Consider the following 16,752-nt stretch of genomic DNA (forward strand, 5'->3'; position numbering starts at 1 on the left):
GGCGTCATCTCCTCTGGAATGCGGGTGACGCGAGGACCAGCCCCACGCCTTCCCGCCGTGTTTCAGCGCTTTGGGCGGCAAAAATGACCCGTTGATCTGCAATATCGCCCAGCGCAAGGCCCACAAAGTCGCGCGGGTCCGGCAGGCTGCGATACACAACTGACGGCATGGACAGTGACCATTGCAGCCGCGCTGCCAAACCTTGCGGTGTGATCCAGTATTCCGCCTCCTCCGGCCAACCGTCCGGGCCGTTTGGCGCGAAAATGGGCTGCCCCATCGCCGCCATCGGCTGGCCCAGATAGCTGCGCAGCTGGTTGCGGTTCAGCTGCAGCAGAGAATTCGCCGGTACCGCCAGAACCCGCATGGAAGACAGAGCAAGATCAATGGGTTGCTTGACCTTCTGCCCAAAGCTATCCCAGGTAAACGGATGCTCCAGCAGCGCCTGATAGACCGGCATCAGCGCGCCGGAATTGGCCATGTAGGCCTCCGTCATGGATTGGATCAGCCCCGCGTCGGGCGTGTCGGAGGTGAAATGCACCGCCAACTTGCGCGCCACATGACGCGCCGTATCAGGGTGGGCGGCCAAGTCATCCAAGGCCGCATGGATGTCGGCAATCGCCGGTTTCCCGCCGCCATAGGTCTTGCCCAAAATGGTCTCCGCCCCCGGCTCCGCGCGTTTGGGCGCAAATATGAAGCCGCGTTGCAAATTGGCGGTCAGCCCGGTCAACAGCTCTGACAGCTGGCGCACATCGGTTTGGCTGTAGCCCGCGCCGACCCCCATCGTGTGCAGCTCGATCAGCTCCCGCGCCAGGTTCTCGTTCAGCCCCCGCCGCCCCCGCGCGGCCGGGGAATTCGGCCCGAAGGATTGGATTTGGTCAAGGTATTGCAGCATCATCGGATGCAGCACAGCGGCTTTCAGCAGGTCGCTGAACCGCCCCGCAATGTTGGGGCGGATCGCCTCTTCTATGTAATGCGGCACCGCGTGGCGGATGATCGCGTTCTTGCCAATGACGGTGAAATGATCCGCCCAAAACCGGGTCAGCCGCTCGCGAAACGGGGCCTGCGTCCGGATGGAGCGGGCCAGCATATGTTTCAGGTCCGTTTCCTGCACCTTCCGTGCCGCGCCCCGCGCGTCCGCATAGGCCTTCTGGGTGGCTGCAGCGTCCGCCGTGCCCCGCGCCTGCCGGTAGATGCGGCGCAGCTGGTCCACCTTGGCCAATCTGGGGCGCAATGTTTCAAAATGGGGGACGGGATGCGCTTTTGCCGCGTCGTCGCGCGAGGTCAGCTCGTCCAGCAACGCCGCGACCGACCGCGGGGCCGCCACGTCGGGTGACAACCCCTCGCCAAACCGTATTGCTGCCACTTCGGGGCTGAAGCCCATGACCGATCTCCTGCTGTCTCAAGCGTTACACGCGCGGCGCGCCGCTTTCCGTCGCAGAATAACCCAGCTGGGCCGAAAGAGTTAGTCCTGCGGGATCACCCGCAGCCCCAATTCCATCAATTGGTCGCTCAAAGGCTCGGATGGGGCGTCCATCATCAGGTCCTCGGCGCGTTGGTTCATCGGGAACAGGATCACCTCGCGGATGTTGGCCTCGTCGGCCAGCAGCATCACGATGCGGTCGATCCCGGCCGCGCAGCCGCCGTGCGGAGGTGCCCCGTATTTGAACGCGTTCACCATGCCGCCAAAGCGCTTGCGCACCTCGTCTTCGCCGTAACCCGCCAGTTCAAACGCCTTGAACATGATCTCCGGCTTGTGGTTCCGAATGGCCCCCGAAATCAGCTCATAGCCGTTGCAGGCAAGGTCATATTGGTAGCCCAGAACGTCCAGCGGGTCGCCCTCCAGCGCCGCCATACCGCCCTGCGGCATAGAGAACGGGTTATGCGAAAAGTCGATCTTGCCGCTTTCCTCATCCGCCTCATACATCGGGAAATCCACGATCCATGCGAAGGCAAACCGGTCCAGATCGGTCAGCTTCAGCTCATTGCCAATCTCGACACGCGCGCGCCCCGCGACGCCTTCAAAGGCGGACGGCTTGCCCCCAAGGAAGAAGGCCGCGTCGCCAACCTCAAGACCCAGCTGCTGACGGATCGCTTCCGTCCGCTCAGGCCCGATATTTTTGGCCAGCGGCCCTGCGGCTTCCATCCCCTCGCCCTGATCGCGCCAGAAGATGTAGCCCATCCCCGGCAGCCCCTCTTTCTGGGCAAAAGCGTTCATCCGGTCACAGAATTTGCGCGACCCGCCACCCGGTGCCGGGATCGCACGAATTTCCGTGCCATCCTGCTCCAGAATCTTGGCAAAGATCGCAAAGCCCGAGCCCGCAAAATGCTCTGACACAACCTGCATCTTGATCGGGTTGCGCAGGTCCGGCTTGTCGGTGCCGTACCACAGGGCTGCGTCCTTGTAGGAAATCTGCTCCCACGTCTCGTCAACCTTGCGGCCGCCGCCAAATTCTTCGAACACGCCCGAAATCACCGGCTGGATCGTGTCAAACACGTCCTGCTGGGTGACAAAGCTCATCTCTAGGTCAAGCTGATAAAAGTCAGTGGGCGAGCGGTCGGCGCGCGGGTCTTCGTCGCGGAAACACGGCGCGATCTGGAAATATTTGTCAAAGCCCGACACCATCAACAGCTGCTTGAACTGCTGTGGGGCCTGCGGCAGCGCGTAGAATTTGCCGGGATGCAGGCGCGAGGGTACCAAAAAGTCGCGCGCGCCTTCAGGCGAAGACGCGGTGATAATCGGCGTCTGGAATTCGCGGAATTCACGGTCCCACATCCGCTTACGCATTGACGCCACCACGTCCGAGCGCAGCGTCATGTTGCGCTGCAGCTTCTCGCGGCGCAGGTCCAGGAAGCGGTATTTCAGCCGGGTTTCTTCAGGGTATTCCTGATCGCCAAACACCATCAACGGCAGCTCGTCCGCGCTGCCCAGCACTTCGATATCGCGGATAAACACCTCGATCTCACCGGTGGGGATCTTGGGGTTCACAAGGCTCTCGTCGCGCGCCATGACGTTGCCGTCGATGCGAATGCACCATTCGCTGCGCACCTTTTCGATCTCGGCAAACACCGGGCTGTCGGGGTCGGCCATCACTTGGGTGATGCCGTAATGGTCGCGCAGGTCGATGAACAGCAACCCGCCATGGTCGCGCACACGGTGCACCCAGCCGGACAGACGCACGGTGTCGCCCACGTTGGATTTGTTCAGATCAGCACAGGTATGGGTGCGGAATTCGTGCATGTTTCGACCTCGAAAACGTCAGATTGATAAGTTTGGTCCGATACACATGCACAACCCTTGGAAGTCAAGGCGGGCAACAGCCGGTTGCGGGTGATATCGCCGCTTTCCTTTGCATAACAGCGCATTTTTGGCAAAAATCGTTAACGCGGATAAATTGACTGGGAATGTTGGCCAGGAATACGAGTATGTGGGAACGCGTTTTGGTGGCGGTTCTGAACCGCTTTTTTACGGTCGGCAGGGTGGAATTGACGCTGGCCAACGGCAACACCCACAGCTTCGGCGACCCGACAGCCCCGCCATTTCACGTACACTTCCACGATGATGCGCTGATCCGCGAAGTCATCATCAACGCCGACATGGCCATGGGCGAAGGCTACATGGACGCCCGCATGACCCTTCAAGATGACGATCTGGACGCCTTCATGTCGCTGCTTGTGCGCAATCGCGACAAGGCCAAGGGACATTTTTTCATGAAGCTGCGCAAGCTGCGTCACATCCTGCGGCAGATCACGTTGCGCAATCCGATTGGGCGGGCGCAAGACAACGTGGCCCATCATTACGATTTGCAGGCCGACCTGTACGCGCTGTTTCTGGACGCTGACAAACAATATTCCTGCGCCTATTTCGAATATCCCGGCCAGTCGCTGGAAGACGCGCAGGCCGCCAAAAAGCATCACATCGCCCGAAAGCTGCGCATCAAGAAAGGCATGCGCGTGCTCGATATTGGCTGCGGCTGGGGCGGCATGGCGCTGACGCTGGCGCGTGACTACGGCGCACAGGTCACTGGCGTCACGCTCAGCCGCGAACAGCACAAGATCGCCGTGGACCGGGTGGCCGAGGCCAGGTTGCAAGACAAGATCGACATCCGCCTGCAAGACTATCGCCATGTATCTGAACAGTTTGACCGCGTCGTCTCCGTTGGCATGTTCGAACATGTGGGCCCGGCCCATTACGGCGAATACTTCAAAACCGTCGACAAACTGTTGAAGCCCGACGGGGTCGCGCTGATCCACACGATCGGCGGCTCCGGCCCGCCGCAGCTGACCTCCACCTGGATCACCAAATACATCTTCCCCGGCGGCCATATCCCGGCCCTTTCCGAGATCGCGCCGCATGTGGAACGCACCGGGCTGAACCTGACCGATCTCGAAATCCTGCGCCTGCATTACGCCGACACGCTCAGGGCGTGGCTGGACCGGTTCATGGCCAACCGCGACGCAGCCGCAGCCCTTTATGACGCGCGGTTCGTGCGCATGTGGCGGTACTACTTGCTCGCCTCCGAGATGACGTTCCGCCACGGCGATCAGGTCGTGTTTCAGCTACAATTGTCCAAGAGCAACGAGATTGTACCCACCACGCGGGGTTATCTCTACGAACAGCCGCTGATAGAATTGACCTGACGTTCAAAAAATCGCAGAACGACCCCGCTTAGTAAGTTTTCATTAATGATTTTAGGCTGTCCGCCGCGCGAAATAAACGCGCGTCAATTTCTTTGGGAAGAACTGCGCGGTCAAGCGCGGCAAATGCTACGACGGGAAGACGACGACATATGTGGGACAAGGTTTTTGTGGCGATGCTCCGCCACCTCCTGAAAACGGGCAATCTGACGCTGCGCATGCCCTCGGGCGAGGTGGTCCACGCAGGCGACGGCACCGCGCCCTCCGTCACCGTCACGCTGCATGACGCCGCCCTGCCCCGCAAGCTGCTCTTGAACCCAGAACTCGCCATGGGCGAGGCCTATATGGACGAACGCCTGACCATCGAAGGCGACGACGTGCGCGGCTTTCTGACGCTGATCGTCAGCAATTTCCAGCAAGGCAACCTGCCGCTCTCCCAGAAAATTGCCCGCCAATTGCGCATCGCCAAACGGGTCTGGGACCAGTGGATCCCGCTCAAGACCGCCAAACAAAACGCCGAGCATCACTACGACATCTCGACGCCCTTCTACTACCTCTTCCTCGACGAGGATAAGCAATACACCTGCGCCTATTTCAAGGACCCGTCCTTCACGCTGGAACAAGCCCAGGAGGCCAAGAAGGCCCATCTGGCCGGCAAGCTGCTGATCAAACCCGGCATGCGGATCCTCGATATCGGCTCGGGCTGGGGCGGGCTGGCGATCACGCTGGCCAAGGATTACGGCGCGCAGGTCGTGGGCGTGACCCTGTCTGACGAACAGCGCAAAGCCGCCACTCTGCGCGCCGAGGAGGCTGGCGTCTCCCATCTCGTCGAATTCCGCCTGCAAGACTACCGCGACGTGACCGAGCAGTTTGACCGCATCGTCTCCGTCGGCATGCTGGAACATGTGGGCCAACCGCAATACCCCACCTATTTCAAGCAGATCGAGAAGAACCTCAAAGAGGACGGCATCGCGATGATCCATTTCATCGGCCGCACCGGCCCGCCCGGCAACCTCAGCCCTTGGTTCCAGAAATTCATCTTCCCCGGCGGCTACACCCCATCCATGTCAGAGGTGCTGAAGGTCACCGAAAAGACGTCGCTGGAACAAGCCGATATCGAGGTCTGGCGCACCCATTACGACCGCACGCTATATGAATGGCTGATCCGGTTCGAGGACCGCTTGGACGAGGTCCGCGCCATGGGCTACGACGAACGCTTCATCCGCATGTGGCGCTACTACCTCATCGCCTCCGAGCTGTCGCTGTCGCACATGCCGCACGTGCTGTTCCACCTGCAGCTGCACAAGCACCAAACGACCGTGCCCATCACCCGCGACTACCTCTATGTCGACGGCGCGCCGGAGCCGCACAGCTCTTTCCCTGCGGATTTTGTGCCCCGCAAGTAGCTTCTCATGTTGTGAAAATACTCCCGCCGGAGGCACAAAACTCTTCGACGAAGAGTTTTCTCGCAGAGTTTTCGACGAAAACTCTTACACCTCAGAATGGACGAACCACATTCCCTGAATAGAAATACGTCCCCATCCCCACGGCAAACAGCACCACGCCCGCCACCGAATGTGCCACCACCGCCTCCGGGAAGTTCCCCCGCCGCTCATAGCTCCACGCAAATAACAGCCCACCGAAAAAGGTCATCACCGCGACGACCCAGCTCCAATACATCAGATGCGCCAATGAAAATATCGCCGCGTTGATCCACAGCCCGCCACCCGAAAACAGCGCCCCGTAGCGGCGGAAAAACAGCGGCCTGAACACAATCTCCTGCGGCAGGGCTGATACAAACGGGTAGAACAGCGCGATCACCCAGATCACCGAATACCCGCCCCACATGCGCGGCGCGCCATCGCCAAACAACTGGAACAGCCGCTCCGGCGCGAACCACCACAACACGGCGTAGCTGGCCACAAAGGTCGCAATTGCGACCCCCAAAATCAGCCCCCACGATATGCGCGACCAGCCTTCCAGCAGCGACCGCCACCGGAAACCGGACGTAAACCCCAGCAAAACCAGCCCCACAAAGGTCACCGCAAACAGCGCCGGGAACATCATCGACGGCGGCAGCAGCACCGCGATGCCCACGGGAACCCCCACAAAGAAAACAAGAAATTCGGCCCAGCGCAGCATGCGTATCCTTTCAGTCAGAACCCTTCACATAGATGCTTCAAAAAGATTCTCAACTCCCCGCCACACATCGACTTGCACCCCTAGGTCGGACTCCTTAAACCCACGATAATTTGCGCGAACTTGGGGACTGAGATCATGCCAAAAAGAACCGATATCAACTCGATCATGATCATCGGCGCCGGTCCCATCATTATCGGCCAGGCCTGCGAGTTCGACTACTCCGGCGCACAAGCCTGCAAGGCCCTGCGCGAGGAAGGCTACCGGGTCATCTTGGTCAACTCCAACCCCGCCACGATCATGACCGACCCCGAGATGGCGGATGCCACATACATCGAGCCGATCACGCCAGATGTCGTCGCCAAGATCATCGAAAAAGAACGCCCCGACGCACTTCTGCCCACCATGGGCGGGCAGACCGGCCTGAACACCTCGCTGGCGCTCGAAGAAATGGGCGTGCTCGAAAAATTCAACGTGGAAATGATCGGCGCGACCCGCGAAGCCATTGAAATGGCTGAAGATCGCAAGCTGTTCCGCGAAGCCATGGACCGCTTGGGCATTGAGAACCCGAAAGCCACCATCGTCACCGCGCCCAAAGACGCGCACGGCAAATATGACGTCAAGGAAGGCGTCAAAATCGCCCTCGACGCGCTGGAAGAAGTGGGCCTGCCGGCCATCATCCGCCCTGCCTTTACCATGGGCGGCACCGGCGGCGGCGTCGCCTACAATCGCGACGATTATGAAGCGATCTGCCATTCCGGCCTCGACGCCTCCCCCGTGGGACAAATCCTTGTGGATCAATCTCTTCTGGGCTGGAAAGAATATGAGATGGAGGTCGTTCGCGACCACGCCGACAACGCCATCATCGTCTGCGCCATCGAAAATGTGGACCCGATGGGCGTGCACACAGGCGATTCCATCACCGTCGCACCCGCCCTGACGCTGACCGACAAAGAATACCAGATCATGCGCAACCACTCCATCGCCGTGCTGCGCGAAATCGGGGTGGAAACCGGCGGCTCCAACGTGCAATGGGCCGTGAACCCCGCCGATGGCCGCATGGTCGTGATCGAGATGAACCCGCGCGTCTCCCGCTCCTCCGCGCTGGCCTCCAAGGCCACAGGTTTCCCTATTGCCAAGATCGCCGCCAAACTCGCCGTGGGCTACACGCTAGACGAGCTGGACAATGACATCACCAAGGTCACACCCGCCTCGTTCGAGCCGACAATCGACTACGTCGTCACCAAAATCCCCCGCTTCGCGTTCGAGAAATTCCCGGGCTCCGAGCCCTATCTGACAACGGCGATGAAATCCGTGGGCGAGGCCATGTCCATCGGCCGCACCATCCATGAGAGCATGCAAAAGGCGCTCGCCTCCATGGAAACCGGCCTGACCGGTTTCGACGAAATCGACATCGACGGCATGCCCGGCGTTGACGCCGTCACATGGGGCCCCGCCGCCGAAGGCGACATCATCCCGCGCATCGTGGTGGGCAAGGATGCAACCGCGCAGGAAGCCATCGACAAGACGCTCACCCGCGAACTGTCCAAGCAAACCCCGGACCGGCTGCGCGTCATCGCCCACGCCATGCGCTTCGGGTTCAGCAACGATGAAATCAACGAGATCAACCAATTCGACCCATGGTTCCTTGCCCGCATCCGCGAAATCATCGCCGCCGAGGCGACCCTTGCCAAAGACGGGTTGCCTATGACGGAAGACGGCCTGCGTGAGCTGAAAATGCTGGGCTTCACCGACGCCCGCCTCGCCAAACTCACAGGTCGCAACGAAAACGACGTCCGCAAGGCCCGCCACAACCTGGGCGTCACAGCCTGCTTCAAACGCATAGACACCTGCGCCGCCGAATTCGAGGCGCAGACCCCCTACATGTACTCCACCTACGAGGCCCCGATGATGGGGGAGGTCGAATGCGAGGCCCGCCCCACCGACCGCAAAAAGGTCGTCATCCTCGGCGGCGGCCCCAACCGCATCGGCCAGGGGATCGAATTCGACTATTGCTGCGTGCACGCCTGCTACGCCCTGACCAAGGCGGGCTACGAGACGATCATGATCAACTGCAACCCGGAAACCGTGTCGACCGACTACGACACCTCTGACCGGTTGTACTTCGAGCCTTTGACCTTCGAACACGTCATGGAAATCCTCCGCGTGGAACAATCCCGCGGCGAGCTGCACGGCGTCATCGTACAATTCGGCGGTCAAACGCCCCTGAAGATCGCCCAGGCCCTGCAAGACGAAGGCATCCCCATCCTCGGCACCACCCCCGACGCCATCGACCTTGCCGAAGACCGCGAGCGCTTCCAGCAGCTCGTCCAATCCCTCGGCCTCAAACAACCCCACAACGCGCTCGCCCATTCCGACGCTGAAGCCTTTGAAAAAGCAAAAGAAATCGGCTTCCCCCTCGTCATCCGCCCCTCCTACGTCCTCGGCGGTCGCGCCATGGAAATCGTGCGCGATCAGGCCCAGCTGGAACGCTACATCTCCGAGGCCGTCGTCGTCTCCGGCGACAGCCCGGTGCTCTTGGACAGCTACCTCTCCGGCGCGGTCGAGCTTGACGTCGACGCGCTCTGTGACGGCACCCAGGTCCACGTCTCCGGCATCATGCAGCATATCGAGGAAGCCGGCGTGCATTCCGGCGACTCAGCCTGCTCCCTGCCGCCCTACTCCCTCGACGCGGACGTCATCACTGAAATCCGCCGCCAGACCGAGGCGCTGGCAAAAGCCCTCAACGTCGTGGGCCTGATGAACGTGCAATACGCCATCAAATCAGGCGAAATCTTCCTGATCGAGGTCAATCCTCGTGCATCAAGAACCGTCCCCTTCGTCGCCAAGGCCGTCGGCTCCCCCATCGCCGCCATCGCGGCCCAAGTTATGGCCGGGGCCAAGCTCAAAGACTTCGACCTCGTCGACCCGATGATCGACACCTTCGCGGTGAAAGAGGCCGTCCTCCCCTTCGCCCGCTTCCCCGGCGTCGATACGATCCTCGGCCCCGAAATGCGCTCCACCGGCGAAGTCATGGGCTCCGACCCCACCTTCGCGCGCGCCTTCCTCAAGGCGCAGATGGGCGCAGGCACGGAATTGCCGCAAAACGGCACCGGCAAGGTCTTCATCTCCATCCGCAACGAGGACAAGACCCCCGCCATGCTGCAGGCCGTGAAAACGGTTCACGCGCTCGGCCATAAGCTGCTCGCCACCCGCGGCACCGCCGCCTGGCTGACCGAAGCAGGTCTGGATGTAGAAACGGTAAACAAAGTCTACGAGGGCCGTCCTTCGGTGGTCGATCAGCTCAAGGACGGGCTCATCTCACTGGTCTTCAACACCACCGAGGGCGCCCAGGCGGTCGAAGACAGCCGCGACATCCGCTCCATCGCGCTCTACGACAAAATCCCCTACTACACGACCGCCGCCGGCTCCCAAGCCGCCGCCATGGCCATGCAGGCAAGGGTTGAGGGGGAATTTGAGGTTAGGGCGTTGCAGGGGTGACGTTGGGCTCTTGAAAGGCTTGTCGATTACTCCCAATTGTTAGGGATGGGAAGCGAACCAAAATCTCAAGCATACTCAGAACGCTACGCGACTTGGCGTCACCTTGATGGAATCAGATATCAAATAATTCAGCTTTCGATTGCTTTTATTGGCGCAGTCGTAATTCTTACAGACATTGGTGACGGTTCGTTCCCACCTTGGATGTATTTTCTAATCGGTCTTGTCTACCTCGCACTTTGGGGCGTCTTGGCAAAAGTAAATTCCGCCATTCGTGGAAATGGGGCCGCCCTGCGCGAATTTGGAAAGACTATAGGTGACGATAAACTACCCGACGTTTCTCAAAAAGAACGATCCGTCTTCTTCTACATTGAGCTTGGCTATTTCTTGTTAGGCGCAACCTTCTTACTAGCAGCAATTCTATCAACCTTTGGAACAATAGAGATTTAATGTTCAACGTTTTTACCAGCTATCACCATCATTTGGATCAGGACTTCAAAGAGGATTTTGTAACTTGGGGCACGCGGTGCGGTCTCATCAACGATTACTCAGTTAACACTGGGGAAATTGACGAAACCTTACCAAACGAAACAATAAGGCAAACTATCCGTGACTACTATTTGCGAGACTCAGAAGTAACCGTCCTTCTTTGTGGTAAGGAAACGCGTTTTCGAAAACATGTAGATTGGGAACTGAAGTCAACAATGATCAACGGGGCGAAGAACAAAAAATCTGGGATATTGGTAATAGACTTACCCACATCAGATTCGTTTAGTTGGCATACATCTTACTTTGGTGAAAAGGAGCTAATTTATCCAGAAAAGACAACTGGTTGGTTTTCCATCGATACTGAAGAAGACTGGAAAAGCCGCTTCCCGAACCTTCCTAGGCGAATAATCGAAAATATGAGAAAATGGGACGTTAATATTTCTATCGTTCCATGGGAAAGAGTCTACGGCCATCCGGATCGGCTGAAGTTTTTGCTTTCTGAAACGGCTAAGTCAGGAAAGACGAACAATTACGATACCTCGCGAATAATGCGTACTAAGAACTACAATCCTAAAACCGACTTCTTCGACCAACGTACATAGATACTTCCAAATGAATGGGCTGTTGAGCGGATCGTTCTGCGCCGGTGGCGCATGGTCCACCCAAATCACCTCCGCAAAACCTCAAATCCATGCTCAACTCCCCGACATTACCCACCAAAGGAGTTTGCCCATGTTACGCCCATTGATCCCCCTCGCCGCGCTCACCTTCACCTCCTGCGCCCAACAAGAACCCGTCTCCGGCACCACGCGGTGACCGATCCTTGACACCCCGTGCGCCCTCCCCCTACGCTTATCGTCATTTAGACGACCCTCGATTTTAGACCAAAAGGACTTTTGAAAATGACCGATACATCCACCACCCGTTTGTCCATCAACCTGAGCGCCGGCAGCATCGAGGCCGAGGGGAGCGAGGAGTTTGTCTCCGCCGTTTACGAAGATTTCCGTGACAATCTGGAAGCCTACCAGCCGCGCACGGCGACCAAGGTGAAGCCTATGCCGTTCAAGCGACCACATATCATGCCCAAGCCCACCGGCCTGCCGAAACGGCCCGAGATGAAGGACGCCGTGGCGGATGCCAAGAAGAAGGCCGCCGCCGCGAAAGCTGCCGCTGCAAAGGCCGCCGCCGAAAAGAAGCGGGCCGCCGCGAAGAAAGCCGCCGCTGCCGCAAAAGAGAAGGCGTAGCAGCCAAGGTTGGGCGGGGTTCACCCCGCCTCCCCCCGCCTCCCCCTGCGCATCCCGCCTACTCCCGCTCCCGCCGCGTCACCTGCGCGACGTCGCGCTCGAAATCTCCCACCGCGGGCCGGCGCTCGTAATCGCCGCCGTCGACATAGGTCTCGTACCGGCTGCCATCCTCGATCATGCCCGACAGCCGCGCATGCATGAAGGCGCGCAGCACGTCGTTCATGCGGGTCTGAAACCCCTGCCCGGTGCTGCGGAAAAACTTGGCCACATCTCTGTCGATGCGGATGGTCATCCGCTCCTTGCCGGGGCTGTCTTTGCGGTCTGCAATTTCCTGCCATTCAGGCGGCAGCGCAAAGATGCCCGCTTCCAGCTGGTGATGCAGGTCGTAGGTCAGCTCCCGCATCAGATCGATCAGGAAATAATGGTGTCTTTTTTGCCGCGTCGACATCTGCGCGCGGACGGTCTTCTGGCCCATTTCGGCCCCCCTTTCATGCACCCGGGAAAGAGGAAGCCATACCCAAATAAGGTTAACGTGCCGTGACGACAGCCCGTCGGTACGCGCGGTGCACGGGATGTGTACAGGGTGTGTACGCGCTTTTTGCTGGACTTTGAGGTTAGGTTAACGCCTCAGCCCATGCCGGTTGGATGCGCTGTTTCGTCTTCCAGATGCAGCTTCATCTCGACCAGCACCTTCTGCAAAGCAAGGGTTTCGCTGAGCATCCGCTTGGCCTCGTTCGCAGTGATCACCCCATCCTCGATGGACATGTTGTATTCGCTCATCAGCATCGCGAATCGCTGCGCCAACGCCACGATATCCGCGTTCACACTGGCCGAGTTTCGGGTCGCATTATCGTTTGCTTCCAACGTGTTACCGTTGATTTCCGCCAAGGCCGTGGTGACATGCGGGTAGCTTGACACCGCCTCCAACGACACCACCGCATCGATGGGCATATAGCGTTCCGCATGTTCGGGATTGTCGGAATAATACCGCCCCAACGTCGCCTTTGAACGCCCCGTCAACTCACACGCCACCTCGATGCCCACGTCTTTGACGAGCGCCTCGGTGTGCTTTTTCAGATATTTGAATTTTGCTGTCATCCCCGGTCCTTTGACGCAATACTAACGACGTTTCACAGGGGGAAAACCCCATAATGTTTCCCCTACCCCAAGGTCACTTTTATCATAAGATACAGGGAGTTCCGCAATTATTTCGCGGACGAGGTGACAAAAACCGTAATTGCTGTCATCCGGGTGAGGTCGCTTCGCGATTGCGCAGCATCCCTCGAAGTAGCTGCATCCCCCAGTCGCACACCAACCAGCGCCCTCACCCGACCCAGCCCAGACACCGGTTGTACCCCCGATGAAGGAGCGCTAAATCCGGGTCCATGGCCAAGCTTTACTTCCACTACTCCACCATGAACGCCGGCAAATCGACCCTGCTTTTGCAGGCCGCGCATAACTACCAGGAAATGGGCATGGACACGTTCCTGCTGACTGCCGATTTCGACAGTCGGTCGGGCGAAGGGAAAATCGGCAGCCGCATAGGTTTTGCCAAGAAAGCAACGACTTACGGCGCGGATGACGACCTTTTTCAGCTGATATCAAACCGGCTGGCCAAGGGCGATATCGCCTGCGTGATGGTGGATGAGGCCCAATGGTTGAGCAGCGATCAGGTCTGGCAACTTGCCCGCGCGGCCGACGATCTGGGCGTGCCCGTCATGTGCTACGGGCTGCGCGTCGACTTCAGGGGGGAGCTGTTCCCGGGCTCCGCAACATTGCTGGCATTGGCCGATGACTTGCGCGAGGTTCGCACCATTTGCCATTGCGGCCGCAAGGCCACGATGGTGATCCGCAAAGGGGCTGACGGGAAGGCTGTCACCGATGGCGACCAAGTTGTTGTGGGCGGCAATGAGACCTATTTGTCGCTATGCCGGAAGCATTGGCGTGAGGCTGTTGGCGGCTAAACCGCGCCAAGGCCCCATCAGGCGCAAGACCCGCTAAACCAAATTTGGCGGCTGCTTCCCGTCGAAAAAGGCGTTCACATTCGCAAGCGCCATCATCCCCATGCCTTCCCGCACATCGAGCGCAGCCGTCCCCAGATGGGGCAGCAACGTGACATGTTCCATATCGATCAATGCCTGAGGAACAACAGGTTCCTCCTCGTAGACATCCAAACCCGCCCCCGCCAACTGGCCCTCCTGCAGCGCGGATACGAGCGCAGCCTCGTCAATCACATCGCCCCGCGAAATGTTCACCAAAATGGCGTGGGACTGCATCGCGGTTAGGAAATTTCGGTCGATCAGGTGCCGAGTTTGCGCCCCGCCCGGGGTGGCCACGACAACGACATCGGCTATACGCGCGACATCCTCGGGGCTGGCAAGCTGCTGCGCACCGTTGACCACTTTCGTGGACCGGTTGGCAAAGACGATTTTGCAGCCAAACCCAGCCTTGCACCGATGGGCAATGGCTTGCCCGATGCGACCCATGCCGATGATCCCTACGGTCTTGCCGGAGACATGCAGGCCTAGCATCTGGGTTGGCTGCCAGCCGGTCCACTTGCCGGCACGCACCAAGCGCTCCCCCTCGCCAGCACGGCGGGCGGTCATCAAGATCAAGGTCATCGCGATGTCGGCCGTGGCATCTGTTACTGCGCCCGGGGTGTTGCTGACCGCTATGCCACGGGCTTTGGCCGTTTCTACGTCGATGTGGTTATATCCGACCCCAAAATTGGCGATCACTTTGCATCGCACGACGTCGCAGGCACGTATGGCATCGCCCGTGAACTGATCTCCCAAAGTTGGGAGGATGGCGTCATAGGCCCCAAGCGCCGAGGTCACTTCCACCTCGGTCATCGAGGCCTCGGTGTCGCGCAAAGTGACGTCGTATCGATCCGCCGCTGCACGTAATACGCTGTCTGGAAGTTTCTTCGAAATCAGAAGGTTAGGCATCAATACATTCTTCCACCAATCGGAACGCCTTTGTCCGGCACCAGCAGCACCACCTCGCCGTCCTCATCTGGCACGCCCAACACCAAAACCTCTGACATCACCGGTCCGATTTGGCGCGGCGGAAAGTTCACGACCGCCAGTACGCGTTTGCCGGGCAAGCCCTCAGGCGAATAATGTTTTGTGATCTGCGCCGAGCTCTTTTTCTCGCCCAACTCCGGGCCAAAATCGACCCAAAGCTTGATCGCGGGTTTGCGTGCCTCAGGAAACGGCTCCGCCCTCACGACTTGGCCGACGCGGATGTCGACTTTCATGAAGTCGTCAAAGGTTATGTCTGACATGGCTACTCTCTCAATTCCCGGCTGCGGTCCGTCGCGGCCTTCACCGCCCGTTTCAAAAGATCCGGGAACCCGCGCTCTTCGTCCATCAAGACCTCAAGCGCGGCTTGTGTTGTCCCGTTCGGGCTGGTCACGTTAATGCGCAGTTGCGATGGGCTTTCCTCTGCCTGCTCTGCAAGATGTCCGGCGCCGCCAACCGTGGCCTTTGCAAGCTGCATTGCCAGCTCCGGGGAAAGGCCTTGCGCTTCACCGGCGGCTGCCAACGTCTCGATCAGATGAAACACATAGGCCGGGCCTGACCCCGACACGCCAGTGACCGCGTCAATCTGATCTTCGTTTTCCAGCCTGACGACCTGCCCAACCGCCGCAAGCAGCGCTTCCGCCAAATCCAGATCAGCGGGGGTCGCGTTTGCGTTACCAATGATGGCTGTGATCCCGCGACCAATAGCAGCTGGCGTGTTAGGCATCGACCGAATGACCCGGCTCTCCTTGCCAAAAACGTCTTCAAACGCGGAAATCGGGGTGCCTGCGGCGATGGACAGAAAAACCGTCTCTCCCGCGAGGCGTTGCAAAGCTCCCAATGCGTCGCCCATCATTTGTGGCTTAACTGCAATCAATGCAATGGCCGGAGACGACGGCAGGTCCGAGTTCACCTGAACCCCTTGCGCGTTCAACCAATCGGATGGGTGCGGATCAATGACATGAACGGCATCTGGTGACACGCCTTGCGCCAGCCATCCTTGAAGCAAGGCCGAGCCCATTTTGCCGCATCCCAGTAAGACCAGCCCGCGCGCGTTTATGTCCGTCAAATCCATCAAAGCCCCCGGCATATTCAGGGGCAGAGATTAGGCGCGCCCGTAGGCCTCCGCAATGGCAACCTGCATGGCTTCGGCAGGTGTTCGGTCGCCCCAGCACACAAGTTGAAAAGCGGGGTAGAAACGCTCGGATGCCAGCACCGCTGCGCTGAGCATACGATCAATTTGATCCGCACCCGCGCCTGCACCGCCCGACAGCAGCAGCCCGTAGCGGTAGACCATCAATTTTTGCGCGCGCCAGTAGCTGAATGCGCCTGTCCAACAGGTGTCATTGGCCCGGTTGAGAACATCATAAAGCGCCGGCAAACGCTCTTCCGGTGGCTCCATCTCGAAGGTGGACACCATTCTGAGCGTTTCGTCGTAGTTGGACCAAGCCAGCGTGATGGAATAGGTCCGCCACTGCCCCTCGATCGCCATGGCTATCTGATCTTCCGCGATGCGGTCGAAGTCCCATTCGTGATGTTCAGCAAGGGTTTCCACCAAATCAATCGGGTGAAGATCCTCGGTTTCAAGGTAATGTTCCAGCTGCGACATGTGCGGCCCCTGTCTGCTCTGGTGCCTGAGGCGTTGATCGCCGCTAAGCACTGGGTCCCAATCAAAGGGTCGTCTTTTTACGGTCAACCCTTACAACATATGGTGTGCCGGAACG

General features: G+C 59.2%; 16 protein-coding genes. 7 read left to right on the plus strand and 9 right to left on the minus strand.

Translation table 11 applies throughout. From position 1 onward, the window contains the following. Positions 1–4: 4 nt before the first annotated feature. Together Q0899_RS08530 and aspS are read right to left on the minus strand one after the other, a co-directional pair. Entirely contained in the window at positions 5–1,381 is a 1,377-nt protein-coding gene (locus Q0899_RS08530) for a DUF1800 domain-containing protein (RefSeq protein WP_299192192.1), read from the minus strand. Between the two features lie 81 nt (positions 1,382–1,462). After that, positions 1,463–3,238 carry an aspartate--tRNA ligase gene (gene aspS, locus Q0899_RS08535; RefSeq protein ID WP_299192194.1) on the minus strand — a complete coding sequence of 592 codons (1,776 nt, stop codon included), beginning with the start codon at positions 3,236–3,238 and terminating at the stop codon, positions 1,463–1,465. Between the two features lie 185 nt (positions 3,239–3,423). On the opposite strand from aspS, the gene Q0899_RS08540 reads away from it, so the two are divergent. Beyond that, positions 3,424–4,638 (plus strand): cyclopropane-fatty-acyl-phospholipid synthase family protein, encoded by a 1,215-nt coding sequence (locus Q0899_RS08540; protein ID WP_298296362.1) that lies wholly within the window; start codon positions 3,424–3,426, stop codon positions 4,636–4,638. Positions 4,639–4,787: 149 nt separating this feature from the next. Next, entirely contained in the window at positions 4,788–6,041 is a 1,254-nt protein-coding gene (locus Q0899_RS08545) for a class I SAM-dependent methyltransferase (protein ID WP_299192196.1), read from the plus strand. Between the two features lie 91 nt (positions 6,042–6,132). On the opposite strand, the gene Q0899_RS08550 is transcribed toward Q0899_RS08545, so the two are convergent. Then, complete coding sequence (locus tag Q0899_RS08550) at positions 6,133–6,777, minus strand: CPBP family glutamic-type intramembrane protease (RefSeq protein WP_298296356.1); 645 nt, start codon at positions 6,775–6,777, stop codon at positions 6,133–6,135. 135 nt (positions 6,778–6,912) lie between these two features. Between Q0899_RS08550 and carB the strand changes: the two genes are divergently transcribed. From carB to Q0899_RS08570, 4 genes are all read left to right on the plus strand, one after another. Further along, on the plus strand, positions 6,913–10,275 hold the full coding sequence (carB, locus tag Q0899_RS08555; protein ID WP_299192199.1) for a carbamoyl-phosphate synthase large subunit: 3,363 nt from the start codon (positions 6,913–6,915) through the stop codon (positions 10,273–10,275). Between the two features lie 45 nt (positions 10,276–10,320). Continuing rightward, positions 10,321–10,722 (plus strand): hypothetical protein, encoded by a 402-nt coding sequence (locus Q0899_RS08560; protein ID WP_299192201.1) that lies wholly within the window; start codon positions 10,321–10,323, stop codon positions 10,720–10,722. Continuing rightward, on the plus strand, positions 10,722–11,363 hold the full coding sequence (locus tag Q0899_RS08565; RefSeq protein WP_299192203.1) for a TIR domain-containing protein: 642 nt from the start codon (positions 10,722–10,724) through the stop codon (positions 11,361–11,363). Before Q0899_RS08560 ends, Q0899_RS08565 begins: the two co-directional genes overlap by 1 nt. A gap of 300 nt (positions 11,364–11,663) precedes the next feature. Next, positions 11,664–12,005, plus strand: coding sequence for a hypothetical protein (locus Q0899_RS08570; RefSeq protein WP_299192205.1), 342 nt, complete (start codon positions 11,664–11,666; stop codon positions 12,003–12,005). 58 nt (positions 12,006–12,063) lie between these two features. Here Q0899_RS08570 and Q0899_RS08575 read toward each other — a convergent pair whose 3' ends face one another. Beyond that, positions 12,064–12,480 (minus strand): BrnA antitoxin family protein, encoded by a 417-nt coding sequence (locus tag Q0899_RS08575; protein WP_298296343.1) that lies wholly within the window; start codon positions 12,478–12,480, stop codon positions 12,064–12,066. Positions 12,481–12,632: 152 nt separating this feature from the next. Continuing rightward, positions 12,633–13,103 (minus strand): hypothetical protein, encoded by a 471-nt coding sequence (locus Q0899_RS08580; protein ID WP_299192207.1) that lies wholly within the window; start codon positions 13,101–13,103, stop codon positions 12,633–12,635. A 287-nt stretch (positions 13,104–13,390) separates the two neighbouring features. On the opposite strand from Q0899_RS08580, the gene Q0899_RS08585 reads away from it, so the two are divergent. Then, complete coding sequence (locus Q0899_RS08585) at positions 13,391–13,969, plus strand: thymidine kinase (RefSeq protein ID WP_299192209.1); 579 nt, start codon at positions 13,391–13,393, stop codon at positions 13,967–13,969. 33 nt (positions 13,970–14,002) lie between these two features. Here Q0899_RS08585 and Q0899_RS08590 read toward each other — a convergent pair whose 3' ends face one another. From Q0899_RS08590 to Q0899_RS08605, 4 genes are read right to left on the minus strand one after another with little or no spacing between them, the layout of a single operon-like run. Then, complete coding sequence (locus Q0899_RS08590; RefSeq protein ID WP_299192210.1) at positions 14,003–14,953, minus strand: D-glycerate dehydrogenase; 951 nt, start codon at positions 14,951–14,953, stop codon at positions 14,003–14,005. Further along, on the minus strand, positions 14,953–15,291 hold the full coding sequence (locus Q0899_RS08595; protein WP_298356004.1) for a tRNA-binding protein: 339 nt from the start codon (positions 15,289–15,291) through the stop codon (positions 14,953–14,955). Before Q0899_RS08595 ends, Q0899_RS08590 begins: the two co-directional genes overlap by 1 nt. Before the next feature lie 2 nt (positions 15,292–15,293). Then, positions 15,294–16,103 (minus strand): pyrroline-5-carboxylate reductase, encoded by an 810-nt coding sequence (gene proC, locus Q0899_RS08600; protein WP_299192212.1) that lies wholly within the window; start codon positions 16,101–16,103, stop codon positions 15,294–15,296. A gap of 30 nt (positions 16,104–16,133) precedes the next feature. Next, complete coding sequence (locus Q0899_RS08605) at positions 16,134–16,637, minus strand: YbjN domain-containing protein (RefSeq protein ID WP_298296328.1); 504 nt, start codon at positions 16,635–16,637, stop codon at positions 16,134–16,136. Positions 16,638–16,752 lie beyond the last annotated feature (115 nt).

Source organism: uncultured Litoreibacter sp., from assembly GCF_947501785.1.
Classification (GTDB): domain Bacteria; phylum Pseudomonadota; class Alphaproteobacteria; order Rhodobacterales; family Rhodobacteraceae; genus Litoreibacter.